Genomic DNA, 25,661 nt, shown 5'->3' on the forward strand with positions numbered 1-25,661 from the left:
CGCCGGTGCGCGCTACGCCCGCCCCGCAGTCTCCCCCTCCGCCGTCGCGGAGGTCCCCGACCTCCTGTGCAGACGCACTCGCGGCCGGAGCGACGCCCTTCCGCAGAGCCGGAGCGGCGGTCGCAGCAGCACCGGATCGACCCGGTGCGCCCCCATGCCACGCACGTCCCGGCTCGACGCCGGCCCCTCCTACCGGAAAGCACCCATGCGAAACGCCCGCACCGCCAAGCCCGCCCGCCACCACCTCGAACTGGCGGCTCCCAAGCCGCTCGAGAAGGGCGGTCTGCGCATCACCCCTCTGGGAGGTCTGGGCGAGATCGGCCGCAACATGACCGTCTTCGAGCACAAGGGCAAGCTGCTCATCGTCGACTGCGGCGTCCTCTTCCCCGAGGAGAACCAGCCCGGCATCGACGTGATCCTCCCCGACTTCGCCGCGATCCGCTCGCGCCTGAAGGACATCGAGGCGATCGTGCTGACCCACGGCCACGAGGACCACATCGGCGGTGTGCCGTACCTGCTCAAGGAGCGGGGCGACATCCCGATCATCGCCTCGACCTTCACGCTCGCGCTGATCTCGGCGAAGCTGCAGGAGCACCGCATCACCCCGCGCACCCGCCCCGTCAAGGAGGGCGACCGCGTCGACGCCGGCGTGTTCGACCTCGAGTTCCTCGCCGTGAACCACTCGATCCCGGACGGCCTCGCCGTCGCGATCCGCACCGAGGCCGGCCTCGTGCTGCACACGGGCGACTTCAAGATGGACCAGTTCCCGCTCGACGGCCGCACCACCGACCTCCCCGGCTTCGCACGCCTGGGCGACGAGGGCGTCGACCTCTTCCTCGTCGACTCCACCAACGCCGACGTCCCCGGCTTCGCGATCTCGGAGGGCGACCTCGCCCCCGCGATCGACCAGGTGTTCCGCACCGCCCCGCGCCGCATCGTCGTGTCGAGCTTCGCGAGCCACGTGCACCGCATCCAGCAGGTCCTCGACGCCGCGCACCGCCACGGCCGCAAGGTCGCGTTCGTCGGCCGCTCGATGGTCCGCAACATGGGCATCGCCGCCGACCTCGGCTACCTCAAGATCCCGGCGGGCCTCGTCGTCGACATGAAGGTGCTCGAGAAGCTCCCCGCGACCGAGATCGTCATGATCTGCACCGGGTCGCAGGGCGAGCCGATGGCCGCGCTCTCGCGCATGGCCAACAAGGACCACATCATCGACATCGGACCGGGCGACACCGTGCTGCTGGCCAGCTCGCTGATCCCCGGCAACGAGAACGCGATCTACCGCATCATCAACGCCTTCACCCGCTGGGGCGCGACCGTCGTGCACAAGGGCAACGCCAAGGTGCACGTCTCGGGGCACGCGAGCGCCGGCGAGCTCGCCTACTGCTACAACATCCTCCGCCCGACGCACGTGCTGCCCGTGCACGGCGAGTGGCGCCACCTCACCGCGAACGCCGCGATCGCGACGCGCACCGGCATCGACGAGAAGAACGTCTTCGTCATCGAGGACGGCGTCTCGATCGACCTCGTCAAGGGCCGTGCCCGCATGAGCGGCCGGATCGACGCCGACCACATCCTGGTCGACGGCACCACGATGGGTGTCGCCACCGAGGACGCCATGATCGACCGCCGCGTGCTGGCGGAGGAGGGCGCCATCACGGTGCTCGCCATCGCCGATCTCGACCGCGGCCTGCTCGGCGAGCCCGTCGAGTTCTTCACCCGCGGCTTCGTGGAGGAGCCCGGCTGGCAGGACAACGCCAGCAAGGCCATCGACGACGCCGTGCTCCAGGCCGCCGGCAAGCCGACCGACCGCGAGGCGCTCGAGAAGCTGATCACCCGCACGCTCGGCCGCTGGCTGACCCGTCGTCACCGCCGCAACCCGGTCATCACCACCATCGTCGTCGAGGAGTAGCCCCGAACCGTCCGAGCGCCCGTCCCCTGCAGAAGAGGGCGGGCGCTCAGTCGTGCTCGGTAGAATCGGAGGGATGTCCTCCCCGTCGCGCGCCCGTGCTCGAGCGGCGGCCGCGTTCCCGAACCGGCTGGTGCTGACCAAGCGCGCCTCCGGGACGAACGGGTGGCTGAGCTCGTGGGGCACCAACGCGCACGGCGAGATCGCCGGCTGCCCGCCGCCGCGCGCATAGACCGCGCCCGCCCCTCCTCGGAGACAGCGGTCGCGTTCCCGCGCCCGCCACCTCTCCGATCGGACGATCCCATGGCTCACCACGACCTGCCCGCCGACCAGGCACCGCACTCCATCTGGCGGGGGCTGCGCCAGACCCTCCAGAAGGACACCGTCGGAGGGGCGTTCCTCCTCACTGCGACGCTGCTCGCGCTGATCATCGCGAACAGCCCCGCGTCCTCGCTCTACGAGGCGGTGCGCGACTTCCGCTTCGGTCCGGAGGCGCTGCACCTGAACCTCAGCGTCGGCTCGTGGGCGGCCGACGGCCTGCTCGCGATCTTCTTCTTCGTCGTCGGCCTCGAGCTCAAGGAGGAGTTCGTCGCGGGCTCGCTGCGGAACCCGCGGACCGCGCTCGTGCCGATCGTGGCGGCGGTCGGCGGAGTCGTCACTCCGGCCCTGATCTTCGTCGCCGTGAACCTGCAGCGCGGGGGAGCGGCGCTGGACGGCTGGGCCATCCCCGCCGCCACCGACATCGCCTTCGCCGTGGCCGTGATCGCGGTCGTCGGCCGGTTCCTCCCGCCGGCTCTGCGCACGTTCCTCCTGACGCTGGCGGTCGTGGACGACCTCATCGCGATCACGATCATCGCCGTCTTCTACACGGCCGGCATCGACGCGCTGATGCTGGGACTCGCGCTGATCCCGCTCGCGGTCTTCGCCGTCTGCGTGCAGCGCGGCGTGCGCGCGTGGTGGGTGCTGATCCCGTTGGGCGTCGCGACGTGGGCGCTGGTGCACGCCTCCGGGGTGCACGCGACCGTCGCCGGCGTGCTGCTGGGCTTCATGGTGCCGGTCGCCGCGACCGCTCGGGCTCGGGTGCAGGTGGGGACCGATGCGGCCGGGAAGCCTCTGTACGACGGGCTCGCCGCGCACTTCGCCGACCGCTGGAGCGTGCTGTCGACCGCGTTCGCCGTGCCCGTCTTCGCCTTCTTCTCGGCCGGAGTGACGGTCGGCGGTCTCGCGGGGCTGGCGGAGTCGTTCCAGGACACGATCGCGCTGGGCATCATCGCGGGCCTCGTGCTCGGCAAGCCGATCGGCATCGTCGGCAGCACCTTCCTGCTCACCCGGTTCCGCGGGATCTCGCTCGACCCGTCGCTCCGATGGATCGACATGCTCGGCATGGCGTTCGTCGCGGGCATCGGATTCACGGTGTCGCTGCTCGTGGGCGAGCTCTCGTTCGGCGCCGGCAGCGAGTCCGACGACCACGTGAAGGTGGGCGTGCTGGCCGGCTCGCTCCTCGCGGCGGTCATCGGCGGCGCGATCCTTGCGGTGCGGAACCGCCGCTACCGCGCAGTGCCGGGACCGTCGGTCGCGTCCGACGCCTGAGTCGCCTCCCCTGCGCTCCTGAGGAGTCGCTGTTCGATCTGCAGGGGATCCTGTGCGGAAGGCGTGTTCCTCCGCTCGACGGGGCTCGCGCGGGGGTGGATCCCCTGCAGAGGGTGCGGACCGTGCGGATCCCTGCAGATGGTGCGGACCCCTGCAGATGGTGCGGACCCCTGCAGACAGGACTCCGATCGTCGGCGTCCCCCTCAGGGGTGGCCCTCCGTGAACCGTCTCATTTAGAGTGTTCACGTTCACATTCCGTGCGAAGACGCGCGAATCCGCGGAGCCCTGCGGTTCGGTCGTCGACGCCGCACCGATCACGAGGGCTTCTGCATGACACGATCACGATCGGCGGTGAGGATCGCGCTGGCGATCGGCACCGTCGCCGCCACGGCGCTGCTCGGCGCCACGGTTCCGAGCTCCGCCTTCGGAGCGACGGAGACTCCACTGCTCCACTACACGTTCGACTCGGCCCCCGCCGGGACCACCATCGCCGACGCGAGCGGCAACGGCTACGACGCGACGCTGCGTCGCACCGGAGCGGAGGTCCGCAACGGCGCGATCAGCTTCCCCGGTGGATCCGCCGCCGCCGCGCCGTACCTCGAGATCCCCACCGCGCCGCTCGTCGGCAAGAAGGACCTCACCTTCTCCACCTGGCTCTCGCCCCGCTCCGGAGCGGCGAACACGGCCGCCGCGTTCGTCGGCGCCCCTGTCGCGAGCGGCGCGTCGTTCTCCTCCGGCTACTGGCTGCTGAACCCCACGAACACCGCGGGCTACGTGAAGTCCGTCGTCACGAACTCGGTCAACGCCGGCGCCCCCTGGGGCACCGAGGTGGGCCCCGGAGCGACGAACGCCGCGACCTCGGGAGCGCGGACTCCCGCGGGCCTGTCGCTGTACACGACCGTCATCGACGGGACGAACGGCACACTGAAGGTCTATGTCAACGGCACTCAGATCGGCACGACCACGACGATCGCCCGCAACGTCTCCTCGTTCGGCTCCTCCCTCGTCGCCTACCTGGCCCGTTCGACCTACGCGGACGCGGGCTGGAACGGCGACATCGACGACTTCGCCGTCTACGGCAGCGCCCTCAGCGGTGAGTCCGTGAGCGCGCTCTACTCCTCCGAGGCGCTCGACCGCGCCGTCGCCTCGGTGTCGATCCCGACCGAGGCCACCGCGAGCTTCCCGCTGCCCGCCACCGCGAGCGGAGTCGCCATCGCCTGGCGCTCGAGCAGCCCCGCGATCGCGGTGAACGGAGCGACGGCCACGGTCGTCCGCCCCGCAGCGGGCTCGCCCGACGCGGCCGTGGTCCTCACCGCGACCTACTCCGTCGGCGGCGGCACCCGCTCCGTCGACTACCCGGTGACGGTGAAGGCCGAGCTCGCCGACTCCGCGAAGGTGCAGGGCGACCTCGACGCGCTCGCGATCCCGAACGTCGGCGACATCCGCACGAACGTGTCGGTGCCCTCGACCGGCGCGCTCGGCTCGAGCATCGCGTGGTCCGTCGTCAGCCCGACCGGCGCCTCGATCCGCGAGGGCAGCGCCGCGGGCACGAAGACCATCGACGTCGACCGCCCCGCCGCGGGCGGCACCGCGATCGACGTCGTGGTCCGCGCCACGGCGACCAGCGGATCGGTGAGCCGCACGCGCGACTTCACCCTCCGCGTCCAGCCGCTCCCCGTCGGGACCGAGGACACCGAGGCCTACGTCTGGGCGTTCTTCACCGGAGAGGGCGACGGCGCCGAGCAGGTCAGCCTCGCCGCCTCGAAGGGCGACGACGCGCTCTCGTGGAACACGCTGAACGGCGGCACGCCCGTCTTCTCGTCGGACCAGGGCACGAAGGGCCTGCGCGACCCGTTCATCATCCGGTCGAACGAGGGCGACAAGTTCTTCATGCTCGCGACCGACCTCAAGATCGCCGGCCTCGCGGGCGGCTTCGACACGTCGCAGAAGTCGGGCTCGAAGCACATCGAGGTGTGGGAGTCGACCGACCTCGTGAACTGGTCCGAGCAGCGGCACGTGAAGGTGTCCTCCGACTTCGTCGGCAACACCTGGGCGCCGGAGGCGTACTGGGACGACGCGCTCGACACCTACGTGGTGTTCTGGGCCTCGAACATCTACCCGACCACGAACACCGCCGACCGCACCTCCGTCACCTACAACCGGATGATGTACGCGACCACCGACGACTTCGTCACCTTCTCGGAGGCGAAGCCGTGGATCGACGTGCAGCGCGGTGCGGGTCGCGGCACGATCGACTCGACCATCGCCGAGGAGGACGGCGTCTACTACCGCTTCACCAAGGACGAGGCGTCGATGACGCTGCGCCAGGAGAAGAGCACCGACCTGCTGGCCACCGTCTCGGGCGCGCTGCCCGGGCCGACCGGCCCCGCGGACGAGTGGACGCTGATCAAGGAGCGCGTCGCGTCGGGCCTGCCCAACGGCTCGGGCGGCACCTTCACCAGCGGTGAGGGCCCGAACGTCTTCCCCGCCAACGAGGGCGACGTGAACGGCCTGGACTGGTTCCTCTTCATCGACCAGCCCGACTACCACCAGGGACCGAACCACTACGTGCCGTTCGGCACCGACGAGCTCGCGGACGGCGACTCGTGGCAGCCGCTCGGCTCGAAGCTGGCGGCGAACCTGCCGCAGAACGCCGACGGAGGCAAGCCCCGCCACGGCACGGTGATCCCGGTCACTCGCGCCGAGTACCAGAAGGTGCTCGAGGGCTTCGCACCCGGCATCGCCGTCGCCTCGGTCGCTCCGCTGACCGCGACGACCGCGCCCGGCACCGCGCCCGTGCTGCCGCGCGCCGTGATCACCACGGCCGCCGGCACCACGAGCACGGTCGACGTCGCGTGGGACGCGGTCGCGCCCGCCTCCTACGCCTCGGCCCGGACCTTCACGGTCTCGGGAGTGGCGCAGGACGCGTCGCGCCTGCCGGTGCAGGCCACCGTCACCGTGCAGTCGTCGCTGAAGGTGTCGGCCACGGCCTCGACCCGCTGCCTCGCGGGCAAGGTCGTGCTGACGGTCGTCGCCCGCAACGGCGACACCGTGCCGATGGACGTCTCGATCCGCACCTCGGAGGGCGTGAAGACGTTCGCCGGAGTGAAGCCCGGAGCGAGCGCGTCGGCCGCCTACACGGTGCGCTCGACGCAGCTCGCCGCGGGCGAGGCGACGGTCACCGCGACGGCGACGGTCGGCGGCTCGGCCGTCACCGCGACGACGACGGCGCCGTACGCGGCGCGCAGCTGCGGCTGATCGGGCGGCGCTGACCACTGACGGAAGCCCGTCGCACTCCGGTGCGGCGGGCTTCCGCCGTTGTCGGGGGCGGGTCGCCGTGTCCATCCGTCCCGAGCGGTTGCCTCTCGCGATCGACTCGGAGGGGGAACGGCTGTCCTGCTGAGTCGATCCGGCGCGATCGGTCCCCCCGACCACTCCCGGGCGACCGTCTGCGACGGATCGACGCCCGCCGTTCCCCCTCCCGTCGAAGGGTGCCACTACCGTGCGGTCATGACCGCCGCCCCGGACGTGCGCAGCACCACCTCGCTCCGCTGGGCGCTGATCGCGGCGGCCGCGCTCCTCGCGTCGAGCGCGCTGCAGCTGCAAGCGGCGACGCAGCGCTGGGTGACGGCGAGCGGAACGCGGGCGCCGACGGACCGGTCGATCGAGGACCATCTTTTCGACTACTCGATGCCCGCCGAGCCGTGGGAGGCGGTCGGGACGGCCGCGCCGGTCTTCGGAGTCGGCACGCTGCTCCTCGCTGCCGGCGTCCTCGCGCTGATGCGGGCGCTGTCGCCCCGGGTCCTCGCTCCGGCGGCGGTCGCGGTGGCCGCGGTCTTCGCGCTCAACGGGGTGCACGCCGTCGTGTCGGGGCTGCTCGGGACGCCGACTCCGCTCGGGGCGACATGGCTCCAGCTCGTGCTCAGCATCGTCCCGGTCGTCGGGCTCGTGGCCCTGGCCGTCGCGGTGCTCCGTCGCGCCCCGTCGCTGGCGGCCGCGTACGTCCTCCTGCTGGGGAGCAGCCTGCCGGGGCAGCTCATCGCGATCTTCTCGATCGCCCCGATGCTCATGGGCTACGCGTCGCACGACACCACGCCGTGGAGCGAGGCCGTCATCGCGGCCACGACGGGAGCGGCGGGGCTGGCGGCACTGGTCACGGCGGCGGTGTCGGCACTCCGGAGCGGCAGGGCCTGAGCCGGTCGCTCAGCGATCGACGGCTGCGGGCGCCGGGACCGGCCACTGGACATGGTGTCCCTCGAGCGCGGAGGCGAAACACGCCATTGCTAGCCTCCGCTCACTTCGCCGATACCACGAGAGGAGCTCGATGAGCGCGACGGAAGCAGTGGGGGGCGCGATTCTGGCGCCGGGCGAGTGCCGTGTGGTCGAGACCCGGTCGCACCGTCTCCGGCCGGGGCTCGCAGTGCGGCATCGCACGGTGCGCGTCGGAGATCCCAGCGACGAGACGCCCGAGATGCGCGACCGGCTCCGCGCGCTCGGTGATCGACTCGACCGTGCCCTCGGGGCGGATCCGGACCTGCGGGCGCCGGTCTTCTCCTCGGGGGAATTCTCCACGAACGAAGCCGCGGTCTGGCTCTACCTCGACTCGGGGGAGTCGGTTCCGGGGCTGCCACCGGACGGCGGGACGATGCGCGAATGGGGCCGCACTCATCTTCCGGGCGCCTCCGCGCTCGGGCTCTACCCCCTGCAGCGGATCGACGATGCCGGTCGGGTCCTCGCAGGCGGCGTGTCCGACGAGCGGTCCCGCGTCCTCTTCACCAACATGATCGATGGAATCGCACTACGCGCTCGAGCCGCTGTCTTCGCCGAGCAGGTGCGCGCTGCTGCCGCGCAGGTCGCCGGTCCGATGCACCTCCTGAGTCTGGGGTGCGGCGCTGCGGTTCCCGTCCTCGATGCTCTCGCGACCCTCGAGAACGGGTCCGAGGCGATGACGGATCTCGTCCTCGTCGACCTCGACCCGCAAGCGCTCTCCTTCGCCGCTGAGCTGGCCGTAGACGCGGGTCTCACCGATCGAGTGACAATCGTGAACGACAACATCGTCAGAGCGTGCCGACGGCTGCCTCGGGAGCATTTCCATCTGATCGACATGCTCGGCGTGTGGGAGTACGGCAGCGATCGTGCCTGCGAGGCCCTGATCCGATCCGCCCTCGCCTGCCTCGCACCAGGCGGAAGCATCGTGGTCTCGAACATGCTGTCCGGTCGGCCGCAGCTGCACTTCAACCAGCGCGGCGTCGGCTGGCCCGCGGTCGTTCCGCGGTCGATCGACCGCATGGTCGACATCGCCCTCAGTAGCGGGGTGGCTCCGGAGGACCTCGATGTCATCGTCCCTGAGGACGGTGTGTACGCGGTCATGGTCCTCACCGTCCGTCAGCGGCAGGACGGATCGACCCTCTAGGGGGACGATGCCTACGCGGATGGCATCGACCGTCGGATGCTGCGGCAGCCGCTGACCCAGCGTCGGCCATGCCGACGACCCCGACGATCCGTCACATCCACGGCGTCGATCTGTCAGCGACCGATGTCCGCGGTGTCGCTTCGTCAGGGGCGGGTGGCTCCGGCGTCGGCCCGTCAGGAACGGTCGAGCCGACCCGTCGATCCGGCGTGAACTGCTGTCGGGACCGCGCCGGGGCGACCGTCCGTGACGGATCGGGAGGCGCCGGGCCTGCGGCGCCGTCGCCGAGAGAGTCGGGACGCGACTCTCAGCCGCCCGCGATCGATTCGGACGGCCCGGCCGTCACCTCGTCGACGATGCGGCGGAACGCGTCGATCGCCTGCTCGGTGCCGATCCGCCCTGCGTCGACGCTGTCGGCGATGCGCAGGACCTCGAGCTTGAGGCCCGCGCGCGTCGCCGTGTCGAGTGCCGCTGCGCCGATCGCTGCGGACGCCCGCACGCGCGCGACGATCGCGCCGACCTGCCATCTTCTGCTGCTGTTCACCATTCGATCCCCCTTCGCTGATCCTGAAGCTCTTCGGAGCGAGAGGTAACCCCCGATTGGGGGGCCATTCGCGATGCGTCGGATCAGAGGTGCAGGATGCTCCAGTCGATGATCACGGCCGCCGCAGTGTAAAGCGCCGCGACGGCTCCGACGGCCTTCCCGGCGCGGTCGAGATCGCTGCGCGGAGTCGGCCGGATGTCGGCGACGACGCGCAGCATCGCTCCGAGGAGCGCGATCACCGTGATCGCCAGCAGCCACACCTTGAGCGCGACGTGCGCGTCGACGTCCATCAGCGTCAGCGTCAGCACCGGGACCAGCACCAGCACGATCGACAGCAGCACGAGCAGCAGGCCCCGGTGCGAGAGCTCGGTCGGGCCGAACGAGCCGGCGCGGAGCCAGGCGCGCAGGCGGGTGCGCCGTCGCGCATCCGCGGGTGCTCGATCGAGCAGCGCGTCGGCGTCGGGCGCCGCCACGGCCTCCTCGTGCACCGCCACGGCCGCTTCGGTCGCCGTCACAGGAGGCAGGAGGAGCGCTCGGCGCGGGTGCGCGGGATCGGGCGAGGGGCGAGGTGGTGCCGCACGGCGTCCTCCAGAGATCGTCTCGGCCGTCCACGGCCGTTCTCCCGCGCTGTCGCGGGCCCCTCAGTCTCGTGAGACGGGGCCGGACCCGACAAGCTCCGCTTCCGGACACGTCCGCAAGAGGACACCCGGGCAGGGGCCCGCCGCCGCATCAGAGACGGATGATGCTCCAGTCGACGGCCACGGACAGCACGGTGAAGACGGCCGCGACGGCTCCGACGGCCTTGCCGGCCCGGTCGAGATCGCTGCGGGGCAGCGGGCGGGCGTCGGCCACGACGCGCAGCAGCGCTCCGACGAGTGCGGTGACCGTGATCGTGACCACGGTCACCTTCAGGGCCAGGTGCGCATCGGCGTGCACGAGCGTCAGGATCGCGATCGGCACCAGGATCAGGAGGATCGACAGCAGCACCAGGAGGCCGCCCCGCCGAGAGAGCTCGGTCGGTCCGATCGATCCGCCGCGCAGCCACGTGCGCAGAGGCGCACGCCGGTCGACGGTCGGAGCAGGGTGGGATGGCACGGTACCTCCGGTGGCGGGTGCCGCGCGGGAGGCGGGCCCCTCAGTCTCGGGAGCGGCGAGGGGGCGCACAAGGCCCGCTAGCGGACACGTCCGCAACAGGACGTCGGAGCCGCCGGGAGCACGCCCGGGCGCCGTTCGCGACGACTCCGCACGCGAGAGCCCGCGGCGGCCGCGCCCGCGGACTGCCTGGGAGGCCCTGGCAAGCCCTCCCTGTCTGAGGGACCCCTCAGATACGGTCGGAGGACCGGGCTGCGGAGCCCTTCCCCCGAGTGCTCCGCCGTCTCGGCCGGACGTCGCCGGACCGGCGCGGGAGATCGACTCCGCCCGCCTCGCCCCGTCTGCCCCGTCCGGGCACCGCGGAGCGACGTCCGCCCGACGCCCCCGCACGAGTGAGAGGTCACCCCGATGACTGGTTCCCCGCCCCTGCCGTCCCCCCCACGGCCGTCCCCGCGCCGCCGCCCACCAGGGCCGGTCGTGACGGCGGTGTCCACCCGCGCTCCGCTCTCGGCGAGCGAGGCCCGCTCCGTCGTCGATGAGGCCTGCCTTCGCGCCGACGTGCTGCTCGACGCCCGCATCGCGGAGCTGTGGTCGGCGATGTCCGACCCGGAGTCCGCCCGGCGGCTGCTGGTGCGCTCCCGCGCCGAGGTCGACCAGGCGCGCGCTCTGCTCGCCGCTGCCGCCGAGGAGCAGTGGTGGTCGGATCTGACCGCGAGCCGCCTCGCCGACGCCTGCGCCGCCGCCCGGATCTGGGCCGAGGGCGACCCGGCCACGGCCGAGCTCGAGCGGGTCTTCTGCTCGCGGCTGCGGAGCGTGCTCGGCATCGACCTCGCGGCGATCCCGCGCCGCGGCCGCCCGCACCGCTCCGACTCGGGATCCGCGTGACGCGTCTCCGCCTCGCTCTCGCGGGTGCCGGGATCGCGGCCCTGCTCACGTCGTGCACGGCGGCCGAGCCGGCGCCGCCCCGCTCGTCCTCGGCGCAGGGGGGCGCCGTAGGCACCGCTGTGCCGACCGATCCCGTGACCGTCGCCGCAGGACTCGACGCGCCCTGGTCGATCGTGTTCCTGCGCGGCACTCCGCTCGTCAGCGAGCGCGACAGCGGCCGGATCCTCGAGCTCGCCTCCGGCGGAGGGACGCGGTCGATCGGCACCGTCGACGGAGTGGTCGCCCGCGGCGAGAGCGGACTGCTCGGTCTCGCGGTCGACGACCGCGACCGCCTCTACGCGTACTCCACCGGCTCCGACGGCAACCGCATCCAGCGCTTCGACGTCTCGGGCGAGGCGGGCTCGCTCGCCCTGGGCGAGCCGGAGGCGATCCTCGACGGGCTTCCTGCAGCGAGCAACCACGACGGCGGGCGGATCGCGTTCGGCCCCGACGGGCTGCTCTACGCGACGGTCGGCGACGCGGGACGCACCGAGCGGGCGCAGGACCTGGACTCGCTCGGCGGCAAGATCCTCCGCATGACCGCCGACGGGGCGGTGCCCGACGACAACCCCTACCCCGACTCGCTCGTCTACAGCTCCGGGCACCGCAATCCGCAGGGGCTCGCCTGGGCCGAGGACGGCACGCTCTTCGCGACCGAGTTCGGTCAGGACACCTGGGACGAGCTCAACGTCATCCGCGCCGGCGAGGACTACGGCTGGCCGACGGTCGAGGGCGTCGCGGGCGACGACCGCTTCGTCGACCCGGTGCAGCAGTGGAACCCCGACGAGGCCAGCCCGAGCGGCCTGGCGGAGGTCGACGGCACGCTGTACCTCGCGAACCTGCGCGGGCAGGTGCTGCGCGCGGTCCCGGTCGCGGATCCGACGACGTGGAGCGACCACGCGGTGGGGGAGCACGGACGCCTGCGCGACGTGGCCGAGGCGCCCGACGGCCGCCTGTGGGTCGCGACGAGCAACACCGACGGCCGCGGCGATCCGGGGCCGGACGACGACCGCATCCTGGGCTTCACGCTCGCGGGCTGAGCGCGGCGGCGTCGGGCCGGGGTGCGGGAGCGGGGGATCTCGATACGGCCGCTGCGCGGCCTACTCGATCAGCGGAAGGGGGCGGGCGTGCTGCTTGCTTGTCCGGTCGGCGGACGAGTCTCGGCTGGTCGAGCAGCCGCGCATCGGCGTATCGAGACCGACCCGGTCCCGAGCGTCACGCCGACGGGCCTCACCCCCAGCCCCGCGAGCAGCTCGGCCTCCTCGCCGTGCGTGAGACCGGACCGGCGCGGCCGATCGACTCCCCGCGCCAGCTCGTCCTGCAGCACTCGCTCGATCGTCTCGGCGAGCGGCCGAGGAGCGAGGTCGGCGGCACCGGCCCGCTGCGCGAACGCCGCATCCGACGACGGGAGCCACAGCGGCAGCGATCGCGGCCCCGCCCAGTAGCGGACGCCGTGCTCCAGCAGTTGATCGTCGGACGCCTCCACGAGTTCGCCGTCGAACCCGGTCGCGCGCCGCACCGCGGCGAGGAACTCGGAGAAGGGCGTGCTCGGGCCGACCGCGTTCGCGACTCCGGTGCGCCCCGGATCGCCGACGCGACGATCCACTCCGCCAGATCGGTCACGTCGACGACCTGCACCCGGCGTCCGGCGCTCCTGGGCACGAGCACCCGCCCGCCCTGCGCCAGTCGCGCCGGCCAGTAGCCGAAACGGTCGCTGGGGTCCCCGGGTCCTGCGAGGAGACCCGGGCGGACGGTCAGGAGCCGCTCGGCGAGGCGGGCGCTCGAGGCCTGCTCGGCGAGCACCTTCGCGTGGCCGTAGTCGTTGGGGTCGGCGGGAGTGACGAGCCGCGCGGTCTCGTCGGCACCCGGCTCGTCGTTCCGCTCGTAGACCGACACGGAGGAGACGAGCGTCCAGTGCGCGGCGCGCTCCGCGAGCGCGTCGAGCGCGCCGGCGACGAGCGGCGGAGCAGTGGCCAGCTCGACGACCGCGTCCCAGTCACCGTCGAGCGCGTCGTACGCGCCCGGCTCGGTGCGATCGGCCCGGACGAGCCGCGCGCCGTCGGGCACCGTTCCGGAGGCGCCGCGCGCCAGGCAGACGACCTCCAGACCGCGCCGCACCGCGGCCTCCGCGATCCCGCGCCCCAGCCACCCCGTCCCGCCCAGCACCAGAATCCGTGTCACGGACCCAGCGAAGCGGCTGCGGCGGCCGCCCGGAACCCGTGTTCGCTCCGAGCGGCCGGCGATCCGTCACGAACGGCTGCGGATGCGGGATCCGGGCGGCCGTCCGCGACGGATCGGCGGCGCTACTTCCCGGTCGGGCCGTAGAACGAGCTGATCTCGTCGAGCTCCATCTCGGCGGTCGACTGGATGAGCTTCAGCAGCTCGGGGTCCAGGCCCGGCGAGAACTCCTCGAAGCGCTCCGGAGCGATGACCGAGGGCACTCCCTCCGGAGCCTGCTCCTTCGACTCGAGGGTCGTGCCGTCGTTCGAAGGCGAGGCGCCGCGGAAGATCTTCCCCGCCTCCGACGCGCCCTCCAGGTCGAACGTGTACTGCTTGCTCTGCAGCCCCAGGTCGATGAGCTTCTTGACCTCGGGGAACCTCTCGGCGTTCGTCTTCGGGATCGGCAGGGTCTTCTTCCAGTCGATGCCGAGCGTCTCGAGCGCCTTGGCGTAGCCGTTCTCGTGCGCCTGGTCGCGCACGATCAGGTAGGCGATCGTCGACCGCGCCGTCTTGTTGTCGGTCATCTCGTAGATGCGGCACTTCTGCAGGCGCCCGGTCGATTCGAGCATGAGGTTGTAGAGCAGGTCGAGCACGAGGTTGCCCGAGTTGTACACGTAGCTGCCGCTCCACGGGTTGCCGACCGCATCCACCGGCATCGCGCCCTGCGCTCCGACGAGGTAGTGGTGGATGTTGCCCGTGTCGAGGGCGATGTTCAGCGGAGTCGCTCCGCCGGCCCCCGGGGTGTCGAGCGGATCCGCGGGCTTCCCGTTGTAGCGCGGGGAGCCGTCGAGCAGGCGCGAGATGGTGGTGCCGATGAGCTCGACGTGGCTGATCTCCTCCGTGCCGATGCCCTGGATGAGGTCGCGGTACGGCTTCGCGTCGGCGCCGCGGAAGTTCATCGCCTGGAAGAGGTACTGCATCATGGTGCGCATCTCGCCGAACTGCCCGCCGAGCCCCTCCTGCAGCGCGTTCGCGGCGGCGGGATCCGGCTCGTCCTGCTCGATGTCGTTGATGAGTCGCTGCACGTGGAAGAACATCATTGCCTCCGAGAGGATCGTGGTGTCCCCTCAGAGTCCGTCGTGCTCCTCGAGCGCCGCGCCCCCTTGCCCGCCGGGGGATGCGGAGAGACACTGCCCCGGATCCGCCGGCCCTCTTGACGGCGGCGCCCGCACCCGGGACGCTCAGCGCGGGACCGCAGGAGCGGCCCCGGTCCGAGCCCCGGAAGGCCTCCCATGCGCATGCTCACCGCCGGTCTGTTCTCGTCCGTCGACGGAGTCGTCGAGTCGCCGAACCTGTTCCAGTTCGACAGCTTCGACGCCGAGCTGGGAGCGCTGATGGGCGGGATGATCGACGAGGTCGACACCGCCGTGCTGGGCCGGGCCGGCTTCGAGGAGTGGTCGCAGTACTGGCCGGCGGCGCCCGCCGACGATCCGTTCGCCGCCTTCGTCAACCCGATCGAGAAGTTCGTGGCGTCGACGACCCTCTCCGGGGACCTCGGCTGGAACGCCACCCTCATCGAGGGGGACGCCGTGGAGTTCCTCCGCCGCCTGAAGCAGACGGAGGGCGGCCGGATCTCGGTGTTCTCGAGCATCTCGCTCACCCGGCAGCTGCTCTTCGCGGGGGTTCTCGACGAGCTGACTCTGATGGTCCACCCGGTGATCGCGGGGGCCGGACGCCGGCTGTTCGAGCCGAGCGATCCGCTGACGCGTCTGGAGCTGCGCGATTCGTCGATCACGAGCGCCGGCAACGCGGTGCTGACCTACGCACTGCGGGGCTGAGGGCGGTGGACGGGGCCGCGGCCGGCGCCGGTCGGGGCGGCGGCGGTCAGACCTCGAGCGAGGCCTCGGCTTCTGCAGCCGCCCTCTTCTGCACCGCGAACTGGGTGCGGTGCAGCTCCTCGTACCGCCCGCCCGCGGCCAGCAGCTCCTCGTGCGTGCCGCGCTCCACGATCGAGCCGTCCTCCACCACCAGGATCTGGTCCGCGCTGCGGATGGTGGAGAGGCGGTGCGCGATCACCATCGCCGTCCGTCCCTCGAGCGCCTCGCTGAGCGCCGCCTGCACGGCGGCCTCCGACGTCGAGTCGAGCGCCGCCGTCGCCTCGTCGAGGATGACGACGCGCGGCTGGGCGAGCAGGAGCCGCGCGATGGTCAGGCGCTGGCGCTCGCCGCCGGAGAGACGGTAGCCGCGCTCTCCCACCACGGTGTCCAGCTGGTCCGGCAGGGAGCGCAGGAGCGGCTCGAGCCGCGCGCGGCGGACCGCGTCCCACACCTCGTCGAGGGACGCCTCCGGCCTGGCCAGGCGCAGGTTCGAGAGGATCGTCTCGTGGAACAGGTGGCCGTCCTGCGTCACCATGCCCAGCGTGTGCCGCATCGAGTCGAACGTGACGTCGCGGACGTCCGTCCCGGCGAGTCGCACGGCGCCGCTGTCGACGTCGTACAGGCGCGAGAGCAGCTGCGCGATCGTGGACTTCCCCGCGCCGGACGTGCCGACGAGGGCGACGGTCTGCCCCGGCTCGATCCTGAAGGAGACGCCGTGCAGCACCTCCTCCCCACCGCGGGTGTCGAGCGTGGAGACCTCCTCGAGGGAGGCGAGGGACACCTTGTCCGCCGACGGGTAGGCGAAGCGGACGTCGTCGAACTCGACGGACACGGGCCCTTCCGGGACGGTGACGGCGTCGGGCTTCTCCTGGATGAGCGGTTCGAGGTCGAGCACCTCGAAGACGCGCTCGAAGCTGACGACCGCGCTCATGATCTCGACCCGAGCGTTCGCCAGGCTGGTCAGCGGTGCGTAGAGGCGCGTGAGCAGCAGCGCCAGGGTGACCACCTCACCGGTGTCCAGGCTCCCGCCGAGCGCGAGGACGCCGCCGAGCCCGTACACGAGCGCGAGGGCGAGGGCCGAGACGAGCATCAGCGCGGTGACGAAGACGAACTGCAGCATCGCCGTCCGGACCCCGATGTCGCGGACGCGGGCGGCGCGGACGCGGAACTCCTCCGCCTCCTCGTCGGGACGGCCGAACAGCTTGACGAGCGTGGCTCCGGGCGCCGAGAACCGCTCCGTCATCTGGGTGCTCATGGCGGAGTTGTGGTCGGCGGCCTCGCGGCGGAGCGCGGCGAGGCGGCCGCCCATGCGGCGCGCGGGCACCAGGAAGACGGGGAGCATGATCACGGCGAGGACCGTGACGAGCCAGGACGTGCTGAGCATGACGATCAGGGTGAGGATGAGCGCCACGAGGTTCGTGACCACGCCGGACAGCGTGCCGCTGAACGCCTGCTGCGCGCCGATCACGTCGTTGTTGAGGCGGCTCACGAGGGCGCCCGTGCGGGTGCGGGTGAAGAACGCGATCGGCATCTTCTGCACGTGGTCGAAGACGGCGGTGCGGAGGTCCAGGATCACGCCCTCGCCGATCCGCGCCGAGTACCAGCGCGTCACGAGCGACACGGCGGCATCGGCCACGGCCACGAGGGCGATGACGACGGCGAGACGGATGATCGTGGCGACCTCGCCCCGGGCGACGATGACGTCGACCACCTGGCCGGCGAGCACCGGCGTCGCGACCGCGAGGAAGGCCCCCGCGATCGAGAGGGCGATGAAGACCAGCAGCTTGGGGCGATAGGGCACCGCGAACGTCAGGATCCGGCGGACCGACTCCCGCGAGATGCCGTGCGCGCCGTCCCTCACGGTGGAGATCTTGTAGAGCGAGCTCCAGGCCACGCCTTCCATGCTCATCTGCGGTTCCTTCCGTCGGCCCCGGCCCCCAACTTAGGGGGTGCGTGCGGTGGTTTCCTGCGGTGGGGTCGGGTCCCCGCGGTGCAGGCGGGGCGAGCCCTCCTCCAGAAGGTGCGGTGACGGCTCGCGCTTCCCGCAACTTGTGGCGCAGTGCGAAGTGCGGAGTGCGGAGTGCGGAGTGCGGAGTGCGGAGTGCGGAGGGCGGCGAGGCGCTGCGGCCTCCCGCATGCGCAGCGGCGAGCGCTGTCAGTCTCCGCACCGGGACGGACCGGATGATGGGGCGATGTTCATCCCGACCCGAGCCGCCGGTCTCGAGGCGCTCGACGAGTTCGTCGCCCGCGCCGGTTCCGCCTATGCGCGCGAGCGCAATCACGACCTCGGGCCGTCCCGGCAGAACGTCTCCGGGCTCTCCCCGTACCTCCGCCACCGGCTCGTGACCGAGAAGGAGGTCGTCGCGGCGGTCCTCGGGCGTCACCGGCTGACCGCGGCGGAGAAGTTCGTGCAGGAGGTGTTCTGGCGCACCTACTGGAAGGGCTGGCTCGAGCAGAACCCGGAGGTGTGGCGCCGCTACCGCCGCGAGGTGGACGACCTCGCCGCGGGGGACCCTCCGTCGGGGTACCGCGACGCGATCGGCGGGCGGAGCGGGATCGACGCGATGGACGCCTGGGTGCGCGAGCTCGTCGACACCGGCTACCTGCACAACCACACGCGCATGTGGTTCGCGAGCATCTGGATCTTCACTCTCGAGCTGCCCTGGCAGCTCGGCGCCGACTTCTTCTACCGGCACCTGCTCGACGGCGACGCCGCGTCCAACACCCTGTCCTGGCGGTGGGTCGCCGGTCTGCAGACCCCGGGGAAGACGTACCTGGCCACCGCGTCGAACATCGCCCGGTACACCGAGGGGCGCTTCTCCCCGGAGGGCCTCGCCGCCTCGGCCCCCGCGCTCGCCGAGGAGCCCTTCCCGCCCCGCGAGCAGATCGACCCGGACGACGTGGTCGGGACCGTCGGCGCCCGTCCCGGCCTCCTGCTGCACGAGGAGGACCTCGAGGCGGAGAGCCTCCTCGCCGAGCAGCCCGGTCTGGCGGAGCGGCTCGTGGCGGTCGCCGCCGCCGCCGACGCGGGTGGGCGATCGCCTCTCGCGGTGTCGGACGCCGTGGACGCCTTCACCGCGGCGGCGCTCGCCGACGCCGCGGAGCGCGCGCACGACGGGAGCGGTCGGCAGGCGCGCGTGCTGGCGGACGCGTCGCCCGCCGGGGTCCTCGACTGGGCGGGCTCGGAGCGGCTCGACACCGTGGTGGTGCCGTACGCGCCGATCGGTCCCGTCCGCGAGCGACTGGACGCGCTCCGCTCCGCCCTCGCGGAGGAGGGAGTCGCGCTCGTCACCGTGCGCCGTCGCTGGGACGGCACGGCGTGGCCGTCGGCGTCGCGCGGGTTCTTCGCCTTCCGCAAGAGGATCCCGGTGCTCGTGCGCGGCCTGGACGAGCCCTCGGACGCGGTCCGTCTGTTCTGAGGTCGTCTGTTCCGAGTCCGTCTCTCCCGAGTCCGCCTGCTCCGAACCCGTCCGGCCTGCGCCTCCGATGGCTCTCGCCCCTGATCCGTCGCGCACGGCCGATCGACCCGGCGCGAACGGCTCTCGGAACCGGGACGAGGCGACCGGGAGGGACGGATCGGCGTACACGGATCGGCGCCCGCGGGTGGTCGGCCGCGTCACTCCGCGCCCACCTCAGCGCTACTCGCCCGTCCTCAGCCCCGCACGCGCTCCCACAGCTCCGACCCGAGCATCGCGTCGGTCGCGTCGTCGATCAGCACCCCGCCCTGCTCCGGCGTGACGCGCTGCGCGATCACGAGCGCGGCCGTGCCCTGCACCGACGCCGCGAAGAGGAGCTGGAACCGCTCGCGAGCCCCGGGATCGCCCGACGGATCGTCGGTGAGGGCGTCGTCGAGCACCTGGAAGAGCCGGAGCGAGGCGTCGCGCACCGGACCCGTGGTGGCGCCGAGGCGGAACATGAGCTCCATCAGCGCGGCGTGCTCGACCGCGAAGGCGACGTGGGCGCGGCCGACGCGGCGGAACCGCTCCGGGAACGCGCCGGGCGATTCGACGGCCGCGTGCACCGCCTCCGTCAGCCGCTCGAAGCCGAGCACCGCGAGGGCGTCGAGCAGCGCCTGCCGGTCGACGAAGTGGCTCCGCGGGGCGCCGTGGCTGACGCCGGCCCGACGGGCGAGCTCGCGGAGCGACAGCGCATCGACGCCGTCGGTGCGCAGCAGGGCCTCGGCCTGCTCGAGCAGCTCCGCGCGGAGGTTGCCGTGGTGGAAGGGCGGGGTCACCCGACGATCGTACTGCTAGGCATTGACTAGATTCTAGACAGTGCCTAGTCTCGCCACTATGACCTCCTCGCTCCCCGACCAGTCCGGCCGCACGTTCCTCGTCACCGGCGCCACCAGCGGCATCGGCCTCGCCACCGCCCGCGCCCTGACAGCGGCCGGTGCGCGCGTCGTCCTCGCGGTCCGCGACACGGCGAAGGGGGAGCGGGTCGCCGAGGCGATCTCGGGCGACACGCTCGTGCGCCGCCTCGACCTCGCCGACCTCGCGTCGATCCGCCGCTTCGCCGCCGAGTGGAGCGGGCCGATCGACGTGCTGATCAACAACGCCGGCGTCTCGACCGCTCAGCGCGAGACGACCGCGGACGGCTTCGAGCGGCAGTTCGGCACCAACCACCTCGGCCCCTTCGCGCTGACGAACCTGCTCCTGCCGCACCTCCGGGGCCGGGTCGTCTCGCTCGCCTCGCAGGCCGAGCGGATGGGACGGATCGACCTCGACGACCTGAACGCGGAGCGCACCCATTACCGCGAGTCGCGCGTGTACGCCGCCTCGAAGCTGGCCGACCTGCTCTTCACGGCCGAGCTGCAGCGGAGGCTCGCGGCGGCCGGATCGCCGGTCCTCGCGGTCGCCGCGCATCCCGGCTTCGTCGCCACGGGGATGACAGGAGGCGCGACCGGGATCGCCGGCCGGCTCACCGCGCTGCTCGCGCAGAGCCCGGAGGAGGGCGCGCTGCCGGTGCTGCTCGCGGCGACCGGGGACGTGCCTCCGGGCGCCTTCACCGGTCCGGAGCGGTTCCTGCACATGCGCGGAGGGGCGGAGCTGATCGGCCGCTCGAGGCGCTCGCGCGACGAGACGCTCGCCGCTCGCCTCTGGGACGCGTCGGAGCGGCTGACCGGAGTCGGGTTCCCGCTCTGAGCGGGCCGGGGTCCGCTGGACGCGGTCTCGCGTGCTCCAGGTCCTAGCCCTCGGCGCGGCCGGAGTCCTCGACGAGCCGCACCTTCACGGTGACCGCGAGCGGACCCGTCACGCCCGGCTCCTCCGCGAGGATCCCGCGCAGCAGCTCGCCGACCGACCGCAGCGTCTCGGGGACGGGCAGTGCGGCCGACGCGGCGATGTGCGCGCTGACGGTGGTGAACCCCTCCGACCGGTCGATGTCGACGAGCACGTCGGGCTGCCGGAGCGCCAGCCTCACGGCGAGGGCGTCGGCGGCCGCCTCGAGGATCGGCTGCGCCGGATACACCCCGACGACGCCCTCCGCCTCGCGGATCGCCGCCGTCAGGCGCTGCGACAGTGCGGTGTCGTCGGTCACGGTCGGTCCTCCCTGCGGGGGTAGACGTCGTCGACGGTCACGTCGATCGTCGTCACGACGAGCTCGGTGTGGCGCTCGAGGGCGTAGCGGATGCGGTCGCGGAGCCGATCGGCCGCCTCGTCGACCGAGAGGCCGAACTCGAGGGCGCAGGTCACGTCGACCCGGATCGGCGCGCCGGGCGTCGCGACGTCGCCGTCGAGGGTGCACCGCCCCATGATGACGCCGCCCATCGTGTCGCCGGCCCGGCGGATCATGCCGCGCACCGCCGCCTCGGTGAGCGCCAGGCGCAGCCCGGGGTCGGGGTGGCGGATGGGCACGTCGCGGCCGGAGCGCACCTCGGAGCGGATCGCGTCGAGCAGTCCCGCGATCCAGACGTCGTCGCGGTCGGGCTCGCGGTCGGCCCGGCTGCGCAGGGCGCTGGCCGACAGCTCGGTCAGCCGGGTGAGGTTCGCCAGAGCGAGGCGGCAGGCGGCGGAGTTCTCGATCGAGGGATCCAGGGGCGTGCGTCCGCGGTCGAGGTACTCGCCGAGCTCGTCCAGCGTGTGGCCGTCGAGGTCGTCGTCGGGCACGGCGTCGTCGAGGTTCATCGCCATGCCTCCAGTTCGTGGAGCAGGAATCGTCGAGCCCGGGAGAGGAGGCCGCGGACCGTCGAGACGGGGAGGTCGAGAGCGTCGGCGATCTCCTGGTAGCTGTAGCCGGCGGTCTCGCGGAGTAGCCAACAGCGTCGCTGATCGGCGGGCAATCGGTCCAGTGCCTCCCAGACGGCGTCCAGCTGGAGGCGGGCCTCGACGATGCGCTCGGGGGAGTGCTCGGCGGGAGCGGGCGGGTCCCAGTCGTCGATGTCGTCGTGGCGGCGGCGGACCCGGATCCGGTCGATCGCCTTGTGGGTCACGATGCGCATCAGCCAGTTGCGGATGTGCGCGGGGCTGTCGAGATCGGCCAGACGGCGCCACCCGGTGAGGAACGCCTCCTGCACCACGTCGTCGGATTCGATGTCCGAGCCCAGGAGCTTGGCGGCGTAGACGCGCATCAGTGCGCCGTGCCGGCGGGCGAGCTGCTCGAACGCCGCGACGTCGCCGTCGACGGCCCGGGCGGCGAGGACGGCGTCGGAGGCGTGCAGGAGGGGGTCGTCGTCGATGATCGCCTCCTGCCGTCGTGAGCGCGGTGGCGTCGCCCCGGCACGCCCGGGGTCGTTCCGCCACCCTCCCGGAATGCCTACCAGGCGCGGCGGCCCTCGCCGATCAGGATGGCCGCCCGGCGCATCCCCGGCTCCGCCTCTCGCTGTGGAGGGACTTCTCAGGGGCCGGAAACGTGACGAAACGACCCCCGAACACGTCTCAAGAGCAGCCGACGCGCACGCGGACCCCGACCGGGGCCGGGCCGTCGGGCGAACGACACAGCGAGGTCCCTCCATGCGGCATCACACCCTCTTCGGCCGGCCCGGGCGGCCGTCATGAGCGGGTCGACGTTCACGACGGGCAGTCCGTTCGGCTCCTCCTCCGATGCGACGGGAGGCGCCGAGCGGCGCTTCGAGGTGACGGGCGTCGATCCCGATGCGGCTTCGGCCGTCTACGCCGACGCCTACGGCGGTGGCCGGTTCCGCGTCGCTCCGAGGGCGGGCGGGTTCTCCTTCCGCTACGCGTTCCGGGGCAGCGAGCGCGTCACGCTGCGCACCTCCGACTGCGCGGGGGCGCTGACGGGCGAGGTGCCGCACCTGCGCGAGTACGTCGTCGGCTGGTTCCGCGCGGGCGGCGGAGTGCTCGACCTGCGCCCCTTCACGCGGACCGGGGCGGCATCGGCGCCGTTCCTGTTCCCCGCCGAGCGCCACTTCGCCCTCGACTTCCTGCCGCACCGGCAGAACCTGATCCACTTCGCCCCGGGCTTCCTCGAGGACGTGGCGACGGAGTCGCACGCCGGCCCGCGCCAGCCCGTCTCCTTCGACCACGAGGCCGACCCCGATCCCGGTGTGCTGCTGCGCTGGCGCACCGCGGTGTCCGAGGCGACCTCGGCGCTCGCCGCCGCGGCGACCGCTCCGCTCGTGCGCTTCACCGCCGAGCTGAATCTCGCCCGGGCGCTGCTGGCGCTCTTCCCGTGGCGCGCGTGGGACGTGCCCGAGATCCTCCGCCGCCCGTCCGCCTCGCGGACCCGGGTGGCCCTGGACTTCCTGCAGCACCACGCCCGCGACCCGATCACCCCGGCCGACGCCGCCCGCGCCGCCGGCCTGCACACCCGCACCCTGCAGCAGGCCACGCAGCGGCACCTCGGAGTCTCGCCGTCGATCTACCTGCGCGACGTGCGCCTGGACCGCGCGCACGCCGACCTCGTGGCCGGCGACCCCTGCTCGACGACCGTCGCCGCGGTGGCGCGCGAGTGGGGCTTCGGCAACCTGGGGCGCTTCGCGAGCACCTACCAGGCGCGCTTCGGTGAGAAACCGAGCTTCACGCTCCGGAGCTGAGGCCGCTTCACACGGAACAGGGCGGCCGTCGGCCGCGGGCCCCGATCCGCGGACGGCGAGGGGCCTCAAGGAGGATCGCCGTCCCTGAAACGCCGCTGCCGCCCCGTCCGCCTCGGTGGCGGGGGGCGGCAGGGGTGGCGGGGCGGCGATCAGGCCGTCTGCGTGAGCGAGGCGCCCTCGCGGAAGCGGCGCACGCCCTCCGCGCCCTCGACGACCGCGGCGGTGAGCTCCTCGACCGACGTGTCCTCGCGGCGCACGTCGAGGATCTTGCGGCCGTGGTTCATCACGATGTGCCGGTCGCAGACCTGGTAGGCGTGGTGGAGGTTGTGGGTCACGAGGATCGAGCTGACCCCCTCCGTCTTGAGCTGGCGCAGGTAGTTCAGCAGCGCCTCCGTCGCCCGCACCGCCAGGGCCGAGGTGGGCTCGTCGAGGATCAGCAGGCTGCGCTTGAAGTGCACGGCCCGGGCGATCGCGACGGCCTGCGCCTGACCGCCCGAGAGCGAGGCGACCAGCTGGCGCGAGCTCTTGATGCCCTCGATGGTGACGACCGTGTCGAGGATCTCGGTCGCGATCGCGTCCATCTCCTTCATCTTCATGAAGCCGAGGCGGTTGGTGATCTCGCGTCCCATGAAGATGTTGCGGCTGATCGACATGGTCGGCACCAGGGCCGAGTCCTGGAAGATCGTCTCGACTCCGAGCGACTCGGTGACCGAGCGGTCGACCTTGGGCTGCAGCACCCCGTCCCAGGAGTAGTCGCCGGAGGTCATCGGGACGACCCCCGACAGGATCTTCACGAGTGTGGACTTGCCGGCGCCGTTGTCGCCGAGCAGGCCCACGACCTCGCTCTTGCCGATGTCGAACGAGACGTCGTTCAGCACGGTGTTCTGCCCGTACTTCTTCGTGATGCCCTCGACGCGGAGGAGGGGGTCCTCGAGGTGGCCCGCTCGCGCGGCCTCGGTGAGGATCCCGGCGGTGGAGGTGTCGGTCATGACGCCTTCCCTTCCATGAGCTTGTTGAACACGGCGGCGACGACGATGAGGAGCCCGACGAAGAGCTGCACGTAGAAGCCGGGGGCCTTCGCGAGGATGAGCCCGTTCTGGATGAGCTGGATGAGCGCGGCGCCGACGATCATGCCGGTGATGGAGCCGCGTCCGCCGTTCAACGAGCAGCCGCCGACGACCGCGCCGGCGATGGCCAGCAGTGTGTAGTCCTGGGTGGTGCCGGGCTGCATGGCGCTCGTGCGGACCGAGATGAGGATCGCGGCGATGCCGACCATGAGGCCCAGCAGCGCGAAGGCCAGCAGCTTCACCTTGACCGGGTTGATCGAGATGGCCTTCGCCGCGGCCGCGTTGCCGCCGACCGCGAAGAGGTGGTTGCCCACCTTGTGGCGGTGCAGGAACACCCAGGCGACGACTCCGATGACGATCATCCAGATCAGCTGCGACCGGAAGAAGCCGAAGTCGCCGGCGAACAGGGTCTTCAGGCCCTCGTCCGAGGACAGCACGGCCGGGGCGGTGCCGTTGACGAAGTAGCTGGCGCCGAGCCAGAAGAAGCCGAGGCCGAGGGTGGCGATGAAGGAGGGGATCTTCGTCGCGATCACGACGGCTCCGTTGATCAGCGCGATGCTGACGGCCGCTCCGATGCCGACGAGGGCGCCGACGGGCCAGCCCGCCGACTCCGTGACCCGGATGAAGACGATGGCCGAGAATCCGATGTTGGCGCCGAGCGACAGGTCGAACTCGTCGGTGATCATCAGGATGCCGGCGCCGATCGAGAGGATCGCGTAGACGGGGATCGACTGCGAGATCACGCCCGAGAGGTTGCTCTCGGAGAGGAACGGGAACGCGGTCGGGGCGATCAGGCTCGTGATCGAGAAGGCGACGAAGACGACGGCGGTGATGATGCCGATCTCGAGAGCGCCGCGGCCGCGGGTGTAGCGGAGGTTCTCGCGGAACCGGTCGCCGCGGGTGACGGCCACGTTGTCGGACAGGCGTCGTCCGGGCTGCGGCTGGTGGATGCCCTGGGTCGCGAGCGGAGCGACGAGGACGGGTTCTGAGGTGGGAGGTCTGACGGAGGAGGACACGGGGGCTCGGCTTTCTCGGGCGCGATCGGTGCGGGGAGGGTGGGTGCCGCCGCGGGAGGGCCCCCGCGGCGGCACGGGC

Annotated in this window: 24 protein-coding genes; 12 read left to right on the forward strand and 12 right to left on the reverse strand. The window is 72.2% G+C overall.

All coding sequences use genetic code 11. The annotated features are described in order from the left end of the window. Positions 1-205 precede the first annotated feature (205 nt). From AC0CID_RS14125 to AC0CID_RS14150, 6 genes are all read left to right on the forward strand, one after another. The gene (locus AC0CID_RS14125; protein WP_207404340.1) at positions 206-1,912 is read left to right on the forward strand and encodes a ribonuclease J; all 1,707 of its coding nucleotides are present in this window, start codon (positions 206-208) and stop codon (positions 1,910-1,912) included. 73 nt (positions 1,913-1,985) lie between these two features. Next, positions 1,986-2,141, forward strand: coding sequence for a hypothetical protein (locus AC0CID_RS14130; protein ID WP_465227287.1), 156 nt, complete (start codon positions 1,986-1,988; stop codon positions 2,139-2,141). A 71-nt stretch (positions 2,142-2,212) separates the two neighbouring features. Next, positions 2,213-3,499 (forward strand): Na+/H+ antiporter NhaA, encoded by a 1,287-nt coding sequence (gene nhaA, locus AC0CID_RS14135; protein ID WP_465227288.1) that lies wholly within the window; start codon positions 2,213-2,215, stop codon positions 3,497-3,499. 330 nt (positions 3,500-3,829) lie between these two features. Beyond that, a complete protein-coding gene (locus AC0CID_RS14140) occupies positions 3,830-6,757 on the forward strand; it encodes an immunoglobulin-like domain-containing protein (protein WP_465227289.1) in 2,928 nt (975 codons plus the stop codon). A 252-nt stretch (positions 6,758-7,009) separates the two neighbouring features. Then, a complete protein-coding gene (locus AC0CID_RS14145) occupies positions 7,010-7,693 on the forward strand; it encodes a hypothetical protein (RefSeq protein WP_465227290.1) in 684 nt (227 codons plus the stop codon). A 241-nt stretch (positions 7,694-7,934) separates the two neighbouring features. Beyond that, positions 7,935-8,912, forward strand: a complete 978-nt coding sequence (locus AC0CID_RS14150; protein ID WP_465227291.1) for an SAM-dependent methyltransferase — start codon at positions 7,935-7,937, stop codon at positions 8,910-8,912. A gap of 304 nt (positions 8,913-9,216) precedes the next feature. Here the strand turns inward: AC0CID_RS14150 and AC0CID_RS14155 are convergent, their stop codons facing one another. The 3 genes from AC0CID_RS14155 to AC0CID_RS14165 all read right to left on the reverse strand — a co-directional run bounded on the left by AC0CID_RS14155 (position 9,217) and on the right by AC0CID_RS14165 (position 10,548). Continuing rightward, positions 9,217-9,456, reverse strand: a complete 240-nt coding sequence (locus tag AC0CID_RS14155) for a hypothetical protein (RefSeq protein WP_465227292.1) — start codon at positions 9,454-9,456, stop codon at positions 9,217-9,219. Positions 9,457-9,536: 80 nt separating this feature from the next. Then, a complete protein-coding gene (locus AC0CID_RS14160) occupies positions 9,537-9,968 on the reverse strand; it encodes a hypothetical protein (RefSeq protein WP_465227293.1) in 432 nt (143 codons plus the stop codon). 214 nt (positions 9,969-10,182) lie between these two features. Then, entirely contained in the window at positions 10,183-10,548 is a 366-nt protein-coding gene (locus tag AC0CID_RS14165) for a hypothetical protein (RefSeq protein WP_465227294.1), read from the reverse strand. Between the two features lie 474 nt (positions 10,549-11,022). On the opposite strand from AC0CID_RS14165, the gene AC0CID_RS14170 reads away from it, so the two are divergent. After that, the gene (locus AC0CID_RS14170; RefSeq protein ID WP_465227295.1) at positions 11,023-11,430 is read left to right on the forward strand and encodes a hypothetical protein; all 408 of its coding nucleotides are present in this window, start codon (positions 11,023-11,025) and stop codon (positions 11,428-11,430) included. Beyond that, entirely contained in the window at positions 11,427-12,509 is a 1,083-nt protein-coding gene (locus AC0CID_RS14175) for a PQQ-dependent sugar dehydrogenase (RefSeq protein ID WP_465227296.1), read from the forward strand. The genes AC0CID_RS14170 and AC0CID_RS14175 overlap by 4 nt, the downstream gene beginning before the upstream one ends. Positions 12,510-12,699: 190 nt before the next feature. On the opposite strand, the gene AC0CID_RS14180 is transcribed toward AC0CID_RS14175, so the two are convergent. Both AC0CID_RS14180 and AC0CID_RS14185 read right to left on the reverse strand, forming a co-directional pair. Continuing rightward, positions 12,700-13,650, reverse strand: a complete 951-nt coding sequence (locus AC0CID_RS14180; protein WP_465227297.1) for an NAD-dependent epimerase/dehydratase family protein — start codon at positions 13,648-13,650, stop codon at positions 12,700-12,702. A gap of 122 nt (positions 13,651-13,772) precedes the next feature. After that, on the reverse strand, positions 13,773-14,726 hold the full coding sequence (locus AC0CID_RS14185; RefSeq protein WP_465228110.1) for a manganese catalase family protein: 954 nt from the start codon (positions 14,724-14,726) through the stop codon (positions 13,773-13,775). 195 nt (positions 14,727-14,921) lie between these two features. On the opposite strand from AC0CID_RS14185, the gene AC0CID_RS14190 reads away from it, so the two are divergent. Further along, positions 14,922-15,467: a dihydrofolate reductase family protein gene (locus AC0CID_RS14190; protein WP_465227298.1), complete on the forward strand. Its 546-nt coding sequence runs from the start codon at positions 14,922-14,924 to the stop codon at positions 15,465-15,467. 46 nt (positions 15,468-15,513) lie between these two features. On the opposite strand, the gene AC0CID_RS14195 is transcribed toward AC0CID_RS14190, so the two are convergent. Further along, complete coding sequence (locus tag AC0CID_RS14195) at positions 15,514-17,415, reverse strand: ABC transporter ATP-binding protein (RefSeq protein ID WP_465227299.1); 1,902 nt, start codon at positions 17,413-17,415, stop codon at positions 15,514-15,516. Between the two features lie 283 nt (positions 17,416-17,698). Here AC0CID_RS14195 and AC0CID_RS14200 point away from each other — a divergent pair, with 283 nt between their 5' ends. Next, positions 17,699-18,925 carry an FAD-binding domain-containing protein gene (locus tag AC0CID_RS14200; protein WP_465227300.1) on the forward strand — a complete coding sequence of 409 codons (1,227 nt, stop codon included), beginning with the start codon at positions 17,699-17,701 and terminating at the stop codon, positions 18,923-18,925. 233 nt (positions 18,926-19,158) lie between these two features. Here AC0CID_RS14200 and AC0CID_RS14205 read toward each other — a convergent pair whose 3' ends face one another. After that, on the reverse strand, positions 19,159-19,740 hold the full coding sequence (locus AC0CID_RS14205; RefSeq protein WP_465227301.1) for a TetR/AcrR family transcriptional regulator: 582 nt from the start codon (positions 19,738-19,740) through the stop codon (positions 19,159-19,161). A 58-nt stretch (positions 19,741-19,798) separates the two neighbouring features. Here AC0CID_RS14205 and AC0CID_RS14210 point away from each other — a divergent pair, with 58 nt between their 5' ends. Beyond that, the gene (locus AC0CID_RS14210) at positions 19,799-20,650 is read left to right on the forward strand and encodes an oxidoreductase (protein WP_465227302.1); all 852 of its coding nucleotides are present in this window, start codon (positions 19,799-19,801) and stop codon (positions 20,648-20,650) included. A 43-nt stretch (positions 20,651-20,693) separates the two neighbouring features. Here the strand turns inward: AC0CID_RS14210 and AC0CID_RS14215 are convergent, their stop codons facing one another. The 3 genes from AC0CID_RS14215 to AC0CID_RS14225 are packed head-to-tail and all read right to left on the reverse strand — an operon-like array spanning position 20,694 to position 22,074. Beyond that, positions 20,694-21,044, reverse strand: coding sequence for a hypothetical protein (locus AC0CID_RS14215; RefSeq protein WP_465227303.1), 351 nt, complete (start codon positions 21,042-21,044; stop codon positions 20,694-20,696). Continuing rightward, positions 21,041-21,631 (reverse strand): Asp23/Gls24 family envelope stress response protein, encoded by a 591-nt coding sequence (locus AC0CID_RS14220; RefSeq protein WP_207407511.1) that lies wholly within the window; start codon positions 21,629-21,631, stop codon positions 21,041-21,043. The genes AC0CID_RS14215 and AC0CID_RS14220 overlap by 4 nt, the downstream gene beginning before the upstream one ends. After that, positions 21,628-22,074, reverse strand: a complete 447-nt coding sequence (locus AC0CID_RS14225; protein ID WP_242683463.1) for an RNA polymerase sigma factor — start codon at positions 22,072-22,074, stop codon at positions 21,628-21,630. The genes AC0CID_RS14220 and AC0CID_RS14225 overlap by 4 nt, the downstream gene beginning before the upstream one ends. A gap of 423 nt (positions 22,075-22,497) precedes the next feature. Between AC0CID_RS14225 and AC0CID_RS14230 the strand changes: the two genes are divergently transcribed. Then, positions 22,498-23,499 carry a helix-turn-helix transcriptional regulator gene (locus tag AC0CID_RS14230; RefSeq protein ID WP_465227305.1) on the forward strand — a complete coding sequence of 334 codons (1,002 nt, stop codon included), beginning with the start codon at positions 22,498-22,500 and terminating at the stop codon, positions 23,497-23,499. A gap of 149 nt (positions 23,500-23,648) precedes the next feature. Here the strand turns inward: AC0CID_RS14230 and AC0CID_RS14235 are convergent, their stop codons facing one another. Together AC0CID_RS14235 and AC0CID_RS14240 are read right to left on the reverse strand one after the other, a co-directional pair. Beyond that, on the reverse strand, positions 23,649-24,488 hold the full coding sequence (locus AC0CID_RS14235; protein ID WP_465227306.1) for an ATP-binding cassette domain-containing protein: 840 nt from the start codon (positions 24,486-24,488) through the stop codon (positions 23,649-23,651). Continuing rightward, the gene (locus AC0CID_RS14240) at positions 24,485-25,582 is read right to left on the reverse strand and encodes an ABC transporter permease (RefSeq protein WP_465227307.1); all 1,098 of its coding nucleotides are present in this window, start codon (positions 25,580-25,582) and stop codon (positions 24,485-24,487) included. Before AC0CID_RS14240 ends, AC0CID_RS14235 begins: the two co-directional genes overlap by 4 nt. Positions 25,583-25,661 lie beyond the last annotated feature (79 nt).

Source organism: Rathayibacter sp. AC451 (assembly GCF_979253095.1).